At 37.2% G+C, this 17,037-nt stretch carries 14 protein-coding genes; 10 read left to right on the plus strand and 4 right to left on the minus strand.

Annotated features, from left to right (window positions below; genetic code table 11):
- Positions 1-12: 12 nt before the first annotated feature.
- The 6 genes from ssb to EKM63_RS05560 all read left to right on the plus strand — a co-directional run bounded on the left by ssb (position 13) and on the right by EKM63_RS05560 (position 6,164).
- Positions 13-588: a single-stranded DNA-binding protein gene (gene ssb, locus EKM63_RS05535; protein WP_125704544.1), complete on the plus strand. Its 576-nt coding sequence runs from the start codon at positions 13-15 to the stop codon at positions 586-588.
- A gap of 19 nt (positions 589-607) precedes the next feature.
- Entirely contained in the window at positions 608-844 is a 237-nt protein-coding gene (rpsR, locus tag EKM63_RS05540; RefSeq protein ID WP_010625570.1) for a 30S ribosomal protein S18, read from the plus strand.
- 143 nt (positions 845-987) lie between these two features.
- The gene (locus EKM63_RS05545; protein ID WP_125704546.1) at positions 988-3,006 is read left to right on the plus strand and encodes a DHH family phosphoesterase; all 2,019 of its coding nucleotides are present in this window, start codon (positions 988-990) and stop codon (positions 3,004-3,006) included.
- 15 nt (positions 3,007-3,021) lie between these two features.
- The gene (gene rplI / locus EKM63_RS05550) at positions 3,022-3,477 is read left to right on the plus strand and encodes a 50S ribosomal protein L9 (protein ID WP_125704548.1); all 456 of its coding nucleotides are present in this window, start codon (positions 3,022-3,024) and stop codon (positions 3,475-3,477) included.
- Positions 3,478-3,484: 7 nt separating this feature from the next.
- On the plus strand, positions 3,485-4,861 hold the full coding sequence (gene dnaB, locus EKM63_RS05555) for a replicative DNA helicase (protein ID WP_125704550.1): 1,377 nt from the start codon (positions 3,485-3,487) through the stop codon (positions 4,859-4,861).
- Between the two features lie 19 nt (positions 4,862-4,880).
- Positions 4,881-6,164 carry an adenylosuccinate synthase gene (locus tag EKM63_RS05560; RefSeq protein WP_125704552.1) on the plus strand — a complete coding sequence of 428 codons (1,284 nt, stop codon included), beginning with the start codon at positions 4,881-4,883 and terminating at the stop codon, positions 6,162-6,164.
- 67 nt (positions 6,165-6,231) lie between these two features.
- Here EKM63_RS05560 and EKM63_RS05565 read toward each other — a convergent pair whose 3' ends face one another.
- Positions 6,232-7,158, minus strand: coding sequence for a hypothetical protein (locus EKM63_RS05565; RefSeq protein ID WP_125704554.1), 927 nt, complete (start codon positions 7,156-7,158; stop codon positions 6,232-6,234).
- 74 nt (positions 7,159-7,232) lie between these two features.
- Between EKM63_RS05565 and EKM63_RS05570 the strand changes: the two genes are divergently transcribed.
- Both EKM63_RS05570 and EKM63_RS05575 read left to right on the plus strand, forming a co-directional pair.
- Positions 7,233-8,531, plus strand: a complete 1,299-nt coding sequence (locus EKM63_RS05570) for a hypothetical protein (protein ID WP_125704556.1) — start codon at positions 7,233-7,235, stop codon at positions 8,529-8,531.
- Between the two features lie 8 nt (positions 8,532-8,539).
- On the plus strand, positions 8,540-11,167 hold the full coding sequence (locus tag EKM63_RS05575) for a transglycosylase domain-containing protein (RefSeq protein WP_125704558.1): 2,628 nt from the start codon (positions 8,540-8,542) through the stop codon (positions 11,165-11,167).
- A 41-nt stretch (positions 11,168-11,208) separates the two neighbouring features.
- Here the strand turns inward: EKM63_RS05575 and EKM63_RS05580 are convergent, their stop codons facing one another.
- The 3 genes from EKM63_RS05580 to EKM63_RS05590 are packed head-to-tail and all read right to left on the minus strand — an operon-like array spanning position 11,209 to position 13,931.
- Positions 11,209-12,663, minus strand: a complete 1,455-nt coding sequence (locus EKM63_RS05580) for an amino acid permease (protein WP_125704560.1) — start codon at positions 12,661-12,663, stop codon at positions 11,209-11,211.
- Positions 12,664-12,713: 50 nt separating this feature from the next.
- Complete coding sequence (locus tag EKM63_RS05585; RefSeq protein ID WP_125704562.1) at positions 12,714-13,172, minus strand: threonine/serine exporter family protein; 459 nt, start codon at positions 13,170-13,172, stop codon at positions 12,714-12,716.
- Between the two features lie 9 nt (positions 13,173-13,181).
- The gene (locus EKM63_RS05590) at positions 13,182-13,931 is read right to left on the minus strand and encodes a threonine/serine exporter family protein (RefSeq protein ID WP_125704564.1); all 750 of its coding nucleotides are present in this window, start codon (positions 13,929-13,931) and stop codon (positions 13,182-13,184) included.
- 235 nt (positions 13,932-14,166) lie between these two features.
- Here EKM63_RS05590 and EKM63_RS05595 point away from each other — a divergent pair, with 235 nt between their 5' ends.
- Both EKM63_RS05595 and EKM63_RS05600 read left to right on the plus strand, forming a co-directional pair.
- The gene (locus tag EKM63_RS05595) at positions 14,167-15,321 is read left to right on the plus strand and encodes an LCP family glycopolymer transferase (RefSeq protein WP_125704566.1); all 1,155 of its coding nucleotides are present in this window, start codon (positions 14,167-14,169) and stop codon (positions 15,319-15,321) included.
- Positions 15,322-15,385: 64 nt separating this feature from the next.
- On the plus strand, positions 15,386-16,927 hold the full coding sequence (locus EKM63_RS05600) for an ABC-F family ATP-binding cassette domain-containing protein (RefSeq protein WP_125704568.1): 1,542 nt from the start codon (positions 15,386-15,388) through the stop codon (positions 16,925-16,927).
- Positions 16,928-17,037 lie beyond the last annotated feature (110 nt).

Genomic DNA, 17,037 nt, shown 5'->3' on the forward strand with positions numbered 1-17,037 from the left:
GGAGGCAGAGATATGATTAATCGAGTAGTTTTAGTCGGACGCCTGACGCGTGACCCCGAACTTAGATACACTGCCAACGGAGCTGCGGTAGCATCATTTACCGTTGCTGTTAATAGACAATTTACTAACGCTCAAGGTGAACGTGAAGCTGACTTTGTCAATTGTGTTATTTGGAGAAAAGCTGCTGAAAACTTTTCAAACTTCACACATAAAGGTTCTCTTGTAGGTGTCGATGGTCGTGTTCAAACACGTTCATATGAAAACCAACAAGGTAACCGTGTTTATGTAACTGAAGTAGTAGTTGAAAACTTCTCACTTTTGGAATCAAGATCTGAAAGTGAAAGAAGAGCTGCTAATGAAGGTAACGGTGGTAACAACAATAACTTCAACAATAACAGCAATCAAAATTCAGCTCCTAATCAATCTTCGCAAAATCAGTCTCCATTTAGTAACAACAGCAACAATAATAGTAACAACAATAATCAATCTAACAATTCAAACAATAACAATTCTGATAACAACATGAGCGATCCATTTGCTGACAACAGTAAACCAATCGACATATCAGATGACGATTTACCATTCTAATTAGAAGGGAGATATTCACATGGCCCAACAAAGAAGAGGCGGACGTAGAAGACGTAAAGTTGACTTCATCGCTGCTAACCATATCGAATACATCGATTACAAGGACACAGACTTACTAAAGAGATTTATCTCAGAACGTGGTAAGATCTTGCCAAGACGTGTTACAGGTACAAGCGCAAAGAACCAAAGAAGATTAACAATTGCCATCAAGAGAGCTAGAATCATGGCACTTCTACCATTCGTTGCAGAAGACTAATAAATTAGACCACTTAGGTGGTCTTTTTTTATTCCCATTTATTCCATTACGATAATTATATCTGGTCCAATAAAAACTAATAATAAGTGAGTCCGAGGGCCTGCTGTGATAAAATTAGAGGGTATATTAAAAGGGGAATTGATATGAAAAATATAAAAGCAAATCTGCGATATTTCCTCTCTAGAGTCGATCATTCGACTCAACTGACTGCAGCATCATTAATAGTGATGCTTGTATCAATTTTTATAGTAGGAATCATTCATGGTGAAGTAAGTGGCTACATTCAGGCACTATTAGTAGTAATAGCTATTATTCTGTTTGTATATTTATTCCTATTATTAGGAGAAAAGGCTGGTAAGTATACGACTGATCTGCAGTATCGAATTGATCGTGGTACTGACAACAGCTTCGTGGAATATCCATTAGGGATCCTATTATACGATGAAGATAAGCAAGTACAATGGGTCAATCCTTATTTTGTTGAAAAAACAGGTTTGGAACCTATCTATAGTATGAACATTGCTGACATTTCGCCTGATTTACTTTCATTCGTCACAACCGACGAAGAAGAGGAATCAGAGCACGGCAGTAGTCAGACAATTAAGATTGGTCACAAATATTATTTAGTCCAGGTTCAACGTGAACTAAGGGTTATCTACCTATTTGAAATTACACATTATTCTGAAATGGAAAATCGTTATGAGAATAACCGTTCTGTTATCGGACAAATCTACTTAGATAATTACGCTGAAATTACTCAATCAATGAGTGATAGAGATATTTCCAACTTGGATAATTACATTACTAATGAATTAACTAACTGGGCGACACGTGGAAAGATGTTCTTGAAGCGTATCGACGATGATCATTTCTTCGTAGTTGCATATTCTGGAAAGCTTTTTGAAACTGAAGATAAAGGATTCGAAGTTTTGGATACCATCCGTGAATACACTTCACAGATCAACGTACCATTAACGCTAAGTATGGGATTTTCATATGGCGTTGATGACTTGGCTGTCCTTAGTGAAGAAGCTCAGAAGAATCTTAACCTTGCTTTGGGACGTGGTGGTGACCAAGTCGTAGTTAAAGGTATCGGAGAAAAAGCTCGTTTCTACGGTGGAAATACTGACCCTATGGAGAAGAGAACTCGTGTCCGTGCACGTATGATCAGTGAAGCTCTACAAGAGCTTTTGAAAGATAGCGACCAAGTTATTGTTATGGGACATAATCATCCTGACATGGATGTTATTGGCTCATCCTTGGGTATCAGACGTATTGCTGAGATGAATAATACGCCATGTAAAATCGTTATTGATCAAAAATCATTACATACTGATGTTGCTCGTTTGATTGAGTTGATCGAGAAGAAAGATCCTGAAGTAAATAACGATATAATCACTTCTGACGAGTCTAATAACATGATCACATCAAATACCTTGGTAGTCATGGTTGACCACTCTAAGCAGAGTATATCTATCAATCCAAAGCTATTTGAACAAGGCAACGAGAGAGTTGTAGTTATCGACCACCATAGACGTGGTGAGGAGTTCCCAGAGAACCCAATGTTGATCTACATCGAACCATATGCGTCATCAACTAGTGAATTGATCACCGAAATGCTCGAGTATCAACCTAAGAATAAGAAGTCGATCGACAAGATAGAAGCAACAGCTATGCTTGCTGGTATTACAGTCGATACGAAGTCATTCTCATTGAGAACTGGTACCAGAACATTCGATGCTGCCAGTTACTTGAGATCAGTTGGTGCCGATGAGGCATTGATCCAGGAATTATTGAAAGAAAATATTGAGTCATTTATTCAAAGAAATCATTTGATAGAAACAATCACAATGGTTGGCGATGATATGGCAATCTGTACTGGTGAGGAAGATAAACCTTATGATCCAGTCATAGTTGCTCAGGCGGCTGATACATTGTTATCATTAAATGGTGTCGAAGCATCCTTTGTAATTTCAAAACGTCCAGACGGTCGTGTGGGTATTTCTGCACGTAGTTTAGGAAACGTGAATGTACAAGTTATAATGGAAGAAATGGGTGGTGGCGGACACTTATCTGATGCCGCAACTCAAATGGATTCATCTGTTGAAGATGCTAAAGACCAGTTAGTTGAAGTCTTAGGCAAAATTAAAAATAAAAAGTAAACGGGGGAGATCATCGTGAAGGTTATCTTTACTGAAGATGTAAGAGGAAAAGGCAAGCGTGGAGAAGTGAAAAACGTTGCCTCAGGTTACGCACAAAACTTTTTGATCAAGAATAATAAAGCTATCGAAGCAACAAAAGCTAACATGGCTCAATTAAAAGCTGAACAAAATCGTGAAGAGAAAGATTACGAAGCTGAATTAGCAGAAGCAAAAGTTGTCAAAGGTAAAATCGAAGATGACAAGACTGTTGTTGAGATACCAGCTAAAGCAGGTACTGATGGAAGATTATTTGGTTCGATCACAACCAAAAAGATTGCCGAAGAGCTCAAAAAACAGTACGATATTACAGTTGATAAACATAAGATGAATTTAACCGATGGTGCCAAAGCACTTGGATTCGTCAATGTTCCAGCCAAGATTTTTGATACAGTAGAAGCAACAATAAGAGTACATATTGTCGAAAAGAAGTAGGTAGTCAATGAATAATGATATAACTAGAATACCGCCCAATGATAAGGAAGCTGAACAAGCCGTATTAGGAGCGGTTTTTCTGAGCAAAGATGCATTAACCGAAGCTATGGAGTACCTTGAACCAGAGGACTTCTACCAACATGCAAATCAACTAATCTTCCAAGCAATGGTCAGTATTAATGACCGTGATGACGGTCCAGTTGATGTCGTTACTATTCAAGATGAGCTGAACCGTTCAAACCAGCTCGAGGATGTTGGTGGAATCGTGTATTTGGCTGACCTAGCAAATGCCGTTCCAACAGCTGCAAACACAGAGTACTATGCGAAAATTGTTAAGCAGAAGTCAGTCTTGCGTGGATTGATCAATGCTGCAACGAAAATCGTTAATCGTAGTTTTGATGAAAATGAAGATTTGGACTCAATCATTGATGCATCCGAACGTGATATTATGGATGTTTCTGAAAATCGTAGTCATCAAGGCTTCAGAAAAATCAGTGATGTTGTTAAATCATCATTTGCTGAAATCGATAAATTGTATGATCAAAAGAGTGATGTTACTGGTTTATCGACGGGTTATAAGGATTTAGATGCGATGACCACTGGATTACATCCTGATGAGTTGATTATTTTAGCAGCTCGTCCAGGTGTTGGTAAAACAGCTTTTGCGCTTAATTTGGTTGAAAATGCTGCTGTTAAGGATCATGCGACAGTCGCAATGTTCTCACTAGAAATGAGTGCCGAATCGTTGGTCAACCGTATGCTTTGCTCCACTGGGTCCATTGATGCTAACGCCTTACGTACAGGTCAATTAGATGAAAGTCAGTGGAACAGTTTGGTTGTTGCCATGGGTAGTCTGTCTACGACAAATGTGTATATTGACGACACTCCTGGTGTTAAGATGGCTGAAATTCGTTCAAAATGTCGTAGATTGCTGAAAGAAAGTGGCAAATTAGACATGGTCGTGGTTGATTACTTACAGCTTATTGAAGGTACTGGACAAGAGAACCGTCAACAAGAAGTTTCCGTAATCTCACGTAATATGAAGAAATTAGCTAAAGAATTACATTGTCCTATAATCGCATTGTCACAGCTATCTCGTGGGGTTGAAGCCCGACAAGACAAGCGTCCAATGCTTTCTGATATTCGTGAATCAGGTTCAATTGAGCAGGATGCGGATATTGTTTCATTCCTCTATCGTGATGATTACTATCGTGACGAGGATGAAGACGGAAACTCCGAACCACAGAATGATGAGGATCAAGATGTAGGTGAAGTAGAAGTCATAATTGCCAAGAATCGTTCGGGTCCGCGTGGAACAGCGAAACTATTGTTTGTTAAGTCATACAATAAGTTTTCGTCAATAGCACCAATGCCAGAAAATTAATAAATAGGTGGAATTGTAAATGACAACAGTTGTTGTAGTAGGTACCCAGTGGGGTGACGAAGGTAAAGGTAAGATTACAGATTATTTCAGTGGCGAAGCAAATATCATTGCTCGTTACCAAGGTGGAGATAATGCTGGTCATACTCTAAATATTGATGGAAAAGTATATAAGTTGAGATCAGTTCCATCAGGTATTTTGTATCCTGACAAAACAAGTATCATCGGTAATGGTGTCGTGCTAAATATCGAATCACTATTGGAAGAATTGAAGCGCTTACATGAACAAGGTGTAGATACTTCAAATCTAAAAATTTCGAACCGTGCTCACCTAATAATGCCATATCATATAGAATTAGATAAATTACAAGAAGCTTCTAAGGGCGATTCCAAGGTCGGTACGACCAATAGAGGTATAGGACCGACCTATTCTGACAAATCAGCGCGCGTAGGAATCAGAATGGCAGATATCCTTGATAAAGACATATTTAAAGAGGTTTTAAAGGATAATCTAGACCGCAAGAATGCCTTATTTACCAAGGTTTATGGCGCAGAACCAATGAACTTTGATGATATTTTTGAAAAATACTATGAATATGGTCAAGAACTAAAAGATCGTGTTATTGATACATCAGCATATTTGAACAAAGAACTTAAACGTGGAGAAAATGTACTGTTTGAGGGCGCTCAAGGAATTATGTTGGACATTGATCATGGAACATATCCATATGTGACATCATCAAACCCTGCAGGTGGAGTTACAACTGGAGCAGGTGTTGGTGCACCGTTGATCGATAAAGTAATTGGAGTCGTAAAGGCCTATACATCAAGAGTTGGTGCTGGTCCATTCCCAACAGAACAAAACAACGAAACAGGGGACTTTTTACGTGAAGCTGGACATGAATATGGTACAGTTACACATCGTCCTAGACGTGTTGGCTGGTTGGATACAGTTGTATTGAAACACTCATGCAACGTCTCAGGAGTTACACACTTGTCTCTTAACTGTCTAGATGTTCTAACAGGACTAAAAGAAATCAAAGTTTGTGTCGGATATGACTTCAATGGTAAACAGATTGATGAATATCCAGCTAACTTGAATTTCCTTGCAAAATGTAAACCAGTATATAAAACATTTGATGGTTGGGATGAAGATATCACAAAAGCTACTTCAATCGATCAACTACCAGATGCAGCAAAAGCTTATCTTGAATTCTTGAAGGAAGAACTGGATGTGGAATATGCAACAATTTCAGTTGGACCAGATAGAGATCAAACAATTATTGTTAATGACGTTTGGAAATAATGGAAATATTATTTCCCGGGAAATATAAAAACAGCCACAGAATCATTTCTGATTCCGTGGCTGTTTTTTATTTAGATAGACTGTTTGATGAAATTCCATTTTGAATATAAATATATTTAGCCTTATTTCTGTCATAGTTCAATGTGTAATATCTAGTTTTCTTTCGATCCACCTGTTTGATATATATTCTAGATGTTCGAGGTACATCTGCAAGTTCATATCCGATTATAGAAAAGTTAGTCAATCTCGAGTTAGAATATCTGGCAAGATTAAATAATGCTTTATTACTTTCATCTGGATCTAATCCAAGGTTAATTGCTAATTGATTAAATTCTCCTGGATTACTTGCACTATTTGTAGTTAAGTTTGAATTAATGATTGCTGTTTTGATTTGTTGAGTAAATGATTTGGACTTTTTGATTCCATCTTGACCAAGGACTATTCCATCTAATAAGTATTTGGGTGGATATTTTGCTGAAGTAGAACCTAAGTATTTAGATGTGGTGATTTGATTTCCTTTATAGTGAAGTCTATATCTGTAACTTTTGATTTGTTTAGTATCATTATATTGGTTGCAGCTGATTGTCAGATACTTCCCATTCAAATCTCTTCCAAAGTTTAATGAAGTTATCTTGTATATGTATTGATGAGATTGGTCGTGAACTTTATCATTCAATTGCTTTTGCTGATCATTAGACAGAAAGCTGAACTTCTTAGTTTGCTGATAAGTAGTATCGAGGTTATTAACTAGTTTGATTACATGAAACTTCTCATTGTTTAAATCAGACACATTAGTATCGATTGATTTGGGAGTCACATTTTTATCTACATTGTTTGGATTGACTATTAAGGAGAATGGAATGGTTATTTCAGATATCCTATCAATAGTCTTGTTCTTTATATTAGCTATATTAAAAATGTACATGATAATTACCAATATAAGGATGACGAGGATCGTGATCCATGTAATATGTTTTTTGTTTAATTTTTTCAATTTTGTCACCTTTTATTAGCAATATATTTTAATATATATAGTATACGAAAGAATCAGTTTAATCGGGGAAAATAATGAAAGATAAAAAAGATTTAAGGAGTAACACCAAGAGCTCCAAAAAGTTGATGTTAGTTGCACAGGTAATTGCAGGAATTACTGCAGTTATATTTTTTGTTATGCTTTCTCGTGGGATTGCAAATGCAGCAATCTCTCATAAAATATCCAATCAATATCAAGATAGAGACTTGAGTGTCTTAAAAGCAAAAACCAATAACAAGTCACTTGCGTTTATTGGAAGGCTTATGAAATCTACCAGTGATGTCGTAATTACGAATGAGAACAGAAACGAGTACAAAAAGATTGAATCATTGATCCAGGATAGAAAGAATAGATCAAAAGAAGTTACGGACCTTTTTAATGGTAGACATGATTATCAAGATGATGTATCTAAACAGAGCTTGGATGATTTAGACAATGTTTTGTTGAATGAGAAGAACCAAGATGTATATCAGAAACAAAAGAACAAGTTAGATACAGTTCGAATCTGGTTTGAGCAGACTAGTGATGCAAAGAAGTACATCAATAAAATGTGGGATAAGTTTAACTCAAACAAATCCAGTCTTTCGATAAAAGAAATGTCGATGCTCAATACTTATTATAGGTTGATCCGCAATAAGAAAGTTAAACAGGATTTAAGTGACCCAGTAGAGCAGATGAATAGTTCTGCTAAACAGAACAAGGGTGAGAGTAGCAAAGTGAGGACGGCGAAAGCAGAACTTGAGGAATTGAAGAACTCACCACTTACAGAGAAATACAAACCAGCTAACGTCGATATAGTATCTAGTCTTAAGTTCTCTAGTGGAGCTTCAGATGCACTTAAGGATGCTGGAATAACAGATAAGAAAGTTCTTTACTATGATAAGTCAAAAGACCGCTTGGCAATCATGACCAATGTCGATGGTAACTATGTTGCAAGTGATGGATATGTAAACGTACAAAGTGGACAAGTGTCTGCTGGTAAATATAGTATCAAAGCCATTATCAGAAACGCAGGTTCAAGTTCCGCAATTGTGACAGACTCGAGCAATAGCAGTTTTGGAAAGTACATTGCGAATGCTGATTCAGATACATTGAGTGGCCTAAACATAACAAACGGCGATAATGATACGGCTAATTTCAATAGTGCTGATCCAGTGTTCTGGTTTAAGAACAATAGTGCATTATCAAGTTCGATATACTTTGGAAGTGGAAGTACTATAGGGTTCATTTATTCAGGAGGAACTAGTTACAGCAATGGAGTACAGGTCAACAGTTCAAACCTAAGTCAGTTGCAAGCTAGTCTCAATAGTGGAATTTTATTCTTTGTTAAATAGGGGTCAGTATGCGGGAAGATAGATTAAAGAGAGAAAAGCCGAGAAAGCATCATAAATGGCCATGGATAGTATTATCTATCTTTGTCGTCATAGTATTAGTTGTTGGCATTTTTTGGGCAAAAAAAGGATACGACATCAAGAGTGCAATTGCTGATGGTTATTCATATAGTCAGCGTTTGGATAAACAAGATTTCTATCCTAAGAACTCAACAACGATTTACGATAAGGATGGGAAGGTCATCAAGAAACTTTCTCAATCCAATTCAAATTACACAAAGAGTTCTGATATCAATCCGATGATAAAAAAAGGATTGGTTCAAGTAGAAGATAGTAGGTTCTATGTTCATCATGGAATCGATATGTATGGAATTGCCAGATCTGTAGTTTCACGAATCTTTGAACATCGAGTTCAAGGTGGATCGACATTAACACAACAGTTAGTCAAAAATGTCGTGCTGAAAGATCAGTCACAAACTATGAATCGTAAAATCAAAGAGATGGTTATTTCCCAGGAAATAGAAAAGAAGTTTTCAAAGAAACAAATTTTAGAGTTCTATATTAATGATGTTTATATGGGACATGGTTCATATGGATTTAGTAGTGCTGCTGATTATTATTTTTCCAAGAATCAAAACAAACTATCTTTGGACCAGTTAGCAATGCTGATTGGAATTCCTAACAACCCTGTTTACTATGATCCTGTTAACTTTCCACACAGATCAATTAAACGACGCAACATGGTATTAAGTATCATGAATAAGTCTGGATTGATTTCTACCAAGCAGTACAAACAAGCACGAGTTAGACCGTTAGGTTTAAAAATCAATGAGCATAAGTTTGATAATGATGTTTCTAACAACTACGGATTGAGTTATGCAGTGTTCAATGCTACTGAGGAGCTAATGAAGTCTTCAGGCTTTACCATGAAGTACAAGTTCGACAATGCAGCTGATCGAACTGCATATAATACGAGATACCAGCAAGAGTATGAAAAGGCACATGGTCAATTGATGGATGGTGGCTTCAGTATCCACACGACTATCAATCCTGAGTTGCAGGATAAGATTCAGAGCTTAGTCGATAAGACGTATGCATATCAGACTAGTCGCGACAAACATGGTAAACTACAACCTCAGGTTTCTAGTACAGTTATAGATAACAAGACCGGAAATGTGCTAGCCATAGTAGGTGGAAGAACAACTGATGGTGATCAAGTCAATCGTGCCATTATGGGATATCGTCAACCAGGCTCCGCAGCTAAACCTTTGGTCGCATATGCACCTGCATTTGAACGTGGATACCTTCCTCAAAGCTCAGTTGTCGATTCTGAAATTGATGGTCGTAAGAACTGGTACTCTGGTTATATTGGAAAGACGACTGTACGACATGCTTTGGAAGATTCAATTAATACAGTTGCCTACAAGCTGGCATTAGAGGATAAGAACAAATCCTTCTATGACGACTTGGCCAAGATGGAGTTTGCACGCTTAGCTCCACAAGATAGAAATCCAATCATCGCCATTGGTGGATTTACTTATGGGACGACTACTACAGAGATGGCTTCAGGATACAGTTCGTTTTCAAGGGGTGGAAACTTTATCCATCCAAGTAATTTAACTAACATATATGACGAATCAAATGAACGAATGATCTATCAGAATACTCATCTCCAAAAATCGATATACAATCCTAATGCGAGTTACATGATGCTCAATACAATGCAGTCAGTTGTAAGTGATGGTTCAGGTAAGGCTGCAAGTCTAGATAATTTTAAGTACACCGCTGGTAAGACAGGTACCACTGATAACTCCAAGGATTCGTACTTTGTTGGAATGACTCCTGATTTTACGATTGCTAACTGGACAGGTAATGATGAGTCTTCAACATTAACAGGTGCACAGACGGGATTATCTATGGCTGCTTTCAAAGCTGAAGGTGAGTACTTAGTGGATTACCTAAAAGAAAAGAATAAGGATTTCAAGAAGCCAAGTACAATCAAAGTATCCGGTAAAAATCTGAGTATCGATAATGCTAATAAGAAACAGTCGATCCAAGATGTTATCGATTTAGATTTCAGCAAGTTTAACAATACCCAGGAGAAGAAGAATTCCGAACGTCTCTTCAATATGGACTATCGAATTATCTATCACCTTTCTAAGAAGGAAGAGTACCGTCGTGAAGATAAGGTAGAGCGTGCTATTAATAAATACAACAAGACACCACTGAAAAAAGAATCTCAGTATGAGACTAAACTTGATGAACTTCAGAAGATAAGATATTTGAATATCAACGTTAAACGTCAAAAGGCTAAACAGAAATTTAGTGATCAAATTTTGGATCTTCAAAAGGAGTTAAATCTACAACAAGCAATGTTTGAATCCGAAAAGGATAATAAGCAAGTTGCCAAATATAATGAGGAGAAACGCCAGATACAATCTGAACGAAATCAGAAGCGCAAAGATATGGTCGACAAATTGATGCCGTCATATAACACACAACTTCAGAAGGTAAAAGATGCTTATAAAAATAATGATCCGGATAAGGCTGATCAGAAACAAAAGTTGATCGACATTATGAATGAGATCAGAAGTTATGGCGGAACGTTACCCGACTTAAAACTTTATATCAACAATTAAAAAAATCCTCTCAAATTAATGAGGGGATTTTTGTGTTATATCTATTCAACTGTAGGTTCATCATTGGAACGTTTTGCAATTGCTGGAAGAATCAGTCCTAATAGAATCAAGACGATCGGTGTAGCAATATTAAGTGCCAATTGGAACCACCAAGTGCTGGCGTCAGAAGTCATATTTGCTTTTGGAACCATACCCATGATACATGCGAAGGCAGTTAGGATAAATGTCCATAGACCTAGACCAAAGCCGACGTATTTGTTTTTGACAAACATGTAATCTGATTGATGTTTATCGATATGCCAAGATAATAACATGAAGGCAGCGAATACCCAGAGGTAACGCATAGGCATAACGATTGAGTTCAAATTAAGTAACCAATTGTATAAATCATTCATTCCGTTAATTCCAAGAGCTGGAACAATGATCAAGATTGAAACTAAAATTGCTGTCATGATGTAACCGTTAATGGCAACACCCTTTTTGTTTTTCTTTGATAGACTCTTTGGAATATATTTGCTGTCGGCATCATCGAACAACATACGAAGTGGAGCGTCGATCGAAATTGCTAAAGCAGCGGCAGAAGCAATCGTGTTAGTGATTGCGAATAGCCAAACAAAGAGATTTCCTAGATGGAATTGTGTACCCAAGAATTGGAATGCTTGGTAAGCTCCATTAGCCATCAGATCGGCAGGGATATGATTTGAGTTGACGATCATACCAATGGCGAATGACCCGAGGACAGCCGAGACTGCGACCATCACTGCCAAGATTATCATTCCCAATGGGAACTCTCTTGAAGCGTTCTTAGTTTTGTTTACGTATGGAGAAATTTTTTCAGAACCACCAACTGCGAAAACTAACATGGAGATAGTGGTGAAGTATTGCATATCAAACTTAGGTATATAAGTATGAATGTCACCCATATTTGGTGTTGCGATTTGTGAGTGGGTGATGAATGGAGCACTAACACCCAAGATAATGAATAGCATCGACATTACGAACATAGCCGTTCCAGCGATACTACCAATGTTATTTAAAATATTTACACCTTTGCTGGCGATCCAGACGAAGGCTAGAAAAATTATTAAACTTAATAATTGCACGACTAAAGGTGAAGCTGTATTAACAAATGAGCCATTGCCCTTGAAGAGCCAACTTAGACTGATCATGATAACTTGTGGCTTTTGTGCTAAGTAAGGTACGTGAACTACCCAATAAGTCCATGCCGCAAAATAAGCTAGTCTGTTATTAGATAGTAACTTGATCCATGAACTTACTCCACCACCAGAATTTTGAAAGGCTGAGCCAAGTTGTCCAACCATCAAAGTATAAGGTACAAAGTAAAGGACCATGATCAAGATCCAAGATGTAACAACTGCCATGCCTTGATTGGCAAAGTTGTTGATTACGTTATTCAATCCCCAAACAGCGGTGAATCCAACAAGTGCGATATTCCACCATCGGAAGGATTTAGCGTTTGTCGTTCCTTCTGACATCATATAACCTCCTATAATTACCAAAGAAATTATACAGGATTTTCAATCAATTAAGAACGGATTTTTCTTTTTCGTAAACTAATTCCTTGTTTTATCAGTGTCAACATATACGGTGTTGCAAATAGACCAATTGCCAAGAAAGAAGCAATCAAGAATGTTTGAATACCTTGATTAAGGGAAGCAATGTATTTACCTTGAACCATGTATAACATAGTCCGATAAGCATTTCCCCCGGGAACCAAGTTAACTAGACAGGGAATAGAAATTATATTTTCTGGTAAATGGAATTTTCTTGAAAAATAGTAAGCCAGTGCACTAATTACCACAGCACCACAGAAGTTGGCAATCAGTAAATGCATGTGTGAGTAATTCTTTAATATGTAAAAAGTCGTCCAACTTAAGCCGCCAGTTAATCCGATAATGCCTGCCGCTCTTCTAGGAGCATTAGTTATTATGGAAAAGCCGATGGCGGACAAGGACCCTAAGATAAAATTTATTAAAATATCCATGATAACCTCCTAGAAAATTATTAATGCAGATGCGATTCCGAAACCAATGCTACTTGCTACTAAGAGAGCGTCTAGAAAACGAACCATGCTGCTTAGTGCCTGTCTCATGACCAGCTCACGAATGGCATTGGTTATCGCCACTCCTGGAACAAGCGGCATGATTGCCCCGATTATTATGTCGTGGTATTCGGTCACCAGTCCCATGTTTTTCAAAAGTATCCCCAAAACTGCAATAACAAAACTAGAAATAAATAGGTCAGCATAAGGAAGCATCGAGAGATGAGATAGGTAGTAGGAAACAGAATAACCAATGACTCCGACGATGAAACAATAAATAAAGTAATATCCCGGCATTTGGAAAAGCAGCATAGGTGCCATCGAAACGAATCCTGCACCAATTGCTTTTACAGGAAAACGGAAATCAGTAGTTCGTTTGTTTCTATATAATTGGTTGATTCGACGAGTGAAGTCCTCGGGAGTCAGTGTACGATCAGCAAGTGAACGAGACATAGTATTGATTTCATCGATCATCTGTAGGTTAGTACCACCCAGAACTGATTTGGTGAATTTGTAATTCTGATTATTTACTTCTATAAATATGGCAGTCACAGTGACGTAGCAAACAACCCTGCTACCAAGTGAACGCCCGATACGTTCAACTGTATCTTCAACACGATAAGTTTCTGCACCACCGTTGATCAGCAAATAAGCAGTTTTAAGACATAAGTTAGAAAGCTTTTGAGTTTTAATTTTTTCCATGATAATCCCCACGTTTGACAGAAAATGTGAATCTAATATAATGATTTGAGGTGTATTAGTTAAATTTCCAGTAATGATTAGAAATATTTATATCTTAAAATCAATTGAGATTATAATTAATATATAACAAATCAGCTAACGATAACTATAGTTAAGCTGTATAATAATAATTTATTACGGAATAGGTACTATTACGCATGCCATGATTTATAGGCAAATTTATTGGAGCTAATTTATGGATAATAATAACAATTTTTCTCGACGTGGCAGAAAAATATCTCGAAATCATGCCCTTGAATCAGTAAGGGAAGGCAAAGTCAAAAAGCCATTTTTAAAATTGCTAGGATTAGTTGTTCTGATCGCATTATTTGTAACTGGCTCATATGGATTCAGATTGTATGCTCAAGCACAAGGTTCACTTGCTAATACGTTCAAACCCTTGGCGGGTAGACAAACTTCAGCCAAGATAAACGAAGGAAAACCTATTTCTATCCTATTATTAGGTGTTGATACAACTGATAATGGTGTCCGCGATACTCAATCGGATTATAAAGGTAATTCTGATACAATGATCGTCGTTACGGTCAATCCAAAGACTAAGAAAACTACCATGGTCTCTGTTCCACGTGATACTATGACTCAGATTTGGAAGAGTGAAGACCATAATACACGCAAAATACAAAAGATAAACTCAGCTTATAACATTGGTACTGAAGAGAGTGCCGTAGTTACTACACAAAAATTATTAAATGTTCCGATCGATTATTATGTCAAAGTTGATTTCAACTCATTGGAGAAAATCGTTAATAGTGTTGGTGGAGTCGACGTAAACGTTCCATTTAGTTTTTCATATGGGGATGTCGGTCAAAAAAAATCTCACTTCAAGAAGGGTGAGATGCATCTTAATGGAAAACAATCGCTAGACTATGCCAGAATGAGACATGAGGATCCAAATGGTGATTATGGCCGTCAACAACGTCAAAGACAGATTATTTCTGCTATCATCAAGAGTGCTGCTAGTGCTAAGACCTTTACTCATTTTAAAGATGTCTTGGATAGTATTTCAGATTCAATGACAACAAACTTGAGTTTTAACGATATGCAGAGTATATTCTTCAATTATCGTACTGCCTCAAAAGACATTGCGTCTGATCACTTGCAAGGATATGGTCAAATGGTTGGCGAAGTTTCATATGAATTAGCACCAACTAAGGAAATCCAAAGAGTTTCCAACAAATTGAGAAAACAATTGGACTTACCTCAAGAAACAGTTAATAATGAGGAAACAAGATTAAACAAACAAAATGAAAAACGAGGATTCTCATTCGATTACGATGGGGATGTACCACAGACATATAAGGTCTTCACTAGAAGCCAATTGTCTGACTAAAAATGTTTGAGGCTGAGACAAACCGCATTTGTCTCAGCCTCTTATTATGTAAAGGAAATAAAATATGAGTGTTTTAGAAGTACAACATCTAACTCAACAATTTTTGGATAAAAAATTGTATGATGATGCAAATTTACAGGTTAATAAAGAAGATCATTTAGGTATCACAGGCCAGAACGGAGTCGGCAAGAGTACCTTTATCAAAATTTTGACAGGACAATTGGAACCTGATGAAGGAAAAATCACCTGGCAAAAACATTTAACAATTGGTTATTTGGATCAGCAGGCTAAATTGGTCGAAGGGATGACTATCCGTGAGTATCTGAAAACTGCTTTTGCTAACTTAATAGAAGCAAATGACAAATTGACCGAAATATATATGAACGATCCAGACGATGAAGACCTGGAAAAAGCCGGAAAACTCCAAGAATTGTTGGACGCTAATGATTTTTATGAGATAGATACTAAAATCGATCAAGTTGCTACCGGACTCGGACTGGATGCTATTGGTTATGACCACGATGTTTCTAAGATGAGTGGTGGACAACGTTCGAAAATCATTTTGGCTAAAATCTTATTGGAAAACCCTGATATGATTTTGCTGGATGAGCCGACTAACTACTTGGATACTAATCATATTGACTGGTTATCCGACTATTTGAATAATTTTGAAGGCTCATTTATTGTAATTTCCCATGATTACGGCTTTTTGGATAGAATCGTTAACTGTGTTGCAGATATCGAATTCGGTAAGATCACCAAATATACAGGTAGTTTGAAACAAGTTACTAAGCAAAAGGCTGCTAATAAAGAAACATATATGAAGGCATACTCTAAGCAACAAGAAAAAATCGCCAAGACTAAAGCTTATATTAGAAAGTTTAAGGCTGGTTCACGTTCGAAGAGTGCCAAGAGTAGGGAAAAACAGTTATCACATATGGATGTTTTGACGCCACCAGGTAATAAGACTATCGCTAGCTTTAATTTCCCATACCAGGAGATTCCAAGTTCACGTATGGTCTTGGAGGTCAATGATCTAAAAATCGGTTACGAGAAGCCTCTGTTTGACCAGGAGCTTAATTTCTCTATAGTTAGTGGAGAAAAAATGGTAATCAAAGGATTCAATGGTATCGGTAAGTCAACGTTGATCAAAACACTACTAGGACAAATACAACCTAAGGGTGGGAACTTTGATTTTTCTGAAGTAGTCAAGATAGGTTACTTTAAGCAGGATCTTATATGGAAGAGCAACATGGAAACTCCATTTAAGGTAGTGAGTGAAGACCATCCGGAGTCAGATAGCAAACAAGTCCGTCAATTTTTAGCAAGAACTGGATTAACTAACCAACAGATCATGTCACCATTGAAGTCATTATCTGGTGGGGAGCAGACAAAAGTTAAACTTGCTGACTTAATGTTCGAACCAACTAACTTCTTATTCATGGATGAGCCAACTAATCATTTGGATGACGAAAGTAAGGCAGCTTTACGAAAAGGTCTCAGAAACTACGAGGGATCAATGATTCTAGTAACCCATGAAGAGGACTTTTATAGTAGTGACTGGATCGACAAGGTACTAGATATAGAGGAAATAAAGAAAAAGTGATTTTTTTAAAAAAAAAGCTTGCATGTGCGATACTGAATTGGTAATATATTATTTGTTGTTGCGACAGAGCAACGGCGCCAAAGAGTTAGAGCGAGAGCGATAACTTGGAG

The sequence above is a fragment of the Companilactobacillus mishanensis genome, from assembly GCF_003946505.1.
GTDB lineage: Bacteria > Bacillota > Bacilli > Lactobacillales > Lactobacillaceae > Companilactobacillus > Companilactobacillus mishanensis.

Bases quoted from the DNA above. Each gene is read 5' to 3' on its own strand.
- ssb (WP_125704544.1), top strand. From the start codon at position 13: ATGATTAATCGAGTAGTTTTAGTCGGACGCCTGACGCGTGACCCCGAA.
- rpsR (WP_010625570.1), top strand. From the start codon at position 608: ATGGCCCAACAAAGAAGAGGCGGACGTAGAAGACGTAAAGTTGACTTC.
- EKM63_RS05545 (WP_125704546.1), top strand. From the start codon at position 988: ATGAAAAATATAAAAGCAAATCTGCGATATTTCCTCTCTAGAGTCGAT.
- dnaB (WP_125704550.1), top strand. From the start codon at position 3,485: ATGAATAATGATATAACTAGAATACCGCCCAATGATAAGGAAGCTGAA.
- EKM63_RS05560 (WP_125704552.1), top strand. From the start codon at position 4,881: ATGACAACAGTTGTTGTAGTAGGTACCCAGTGGGGTGACGAAGGTAAA.
- EKM63_RS05570 (WP_125704556.1), top strand. From the start codon at position 7,233: ATGAAAGATAAAAAAGATTTAAGGAGTAACACCAAGAGCTCCAAAAAG.
- EKM63_RS05575 (WP_125704558.1), top strand. From the start codon at position 8,540: ATGCGGGAAGATAGATTAAAGAGAGAAAAGCCGAGAAAGCATCATAAA.
- EKM63_RS05580 (WP_125704560.1), bottom strand. From the start codon at position 12,663: ATGTCAGAAGGAACGACAAACGCTAAATCCTTCCGATGGTGGAATATC.
- EKM63_RS05585 (WP_125704562.1), bottom strand. From the start codon at position 13,172: ATGGATATTTTAATAAATTTTATCTTAGGGTCCTTGTCCGCCATCGGC.
- EKM63_RS05590 (WP_125704564.1), bottom strand. From the start codon at position 13,931: ATGGAAAAAATTAAAACTCAAAAGCTTTCTAACTTATGTCTTAAAACT.
- EKM63_RS05595 (WP_125704566.1), top strand. From the start codon at position 14,167: ATGGATAATAATAACAATTTTTCTCGACGTGGCAGAAAAATATCTCGA.
- EKM63_RS05600 (WP_125704568.1), top strand. From the start codon at position 15,386: ATGAGTGTTTTAGAAGTACAACATCTAACTCAACAATTTTTGGATAAA.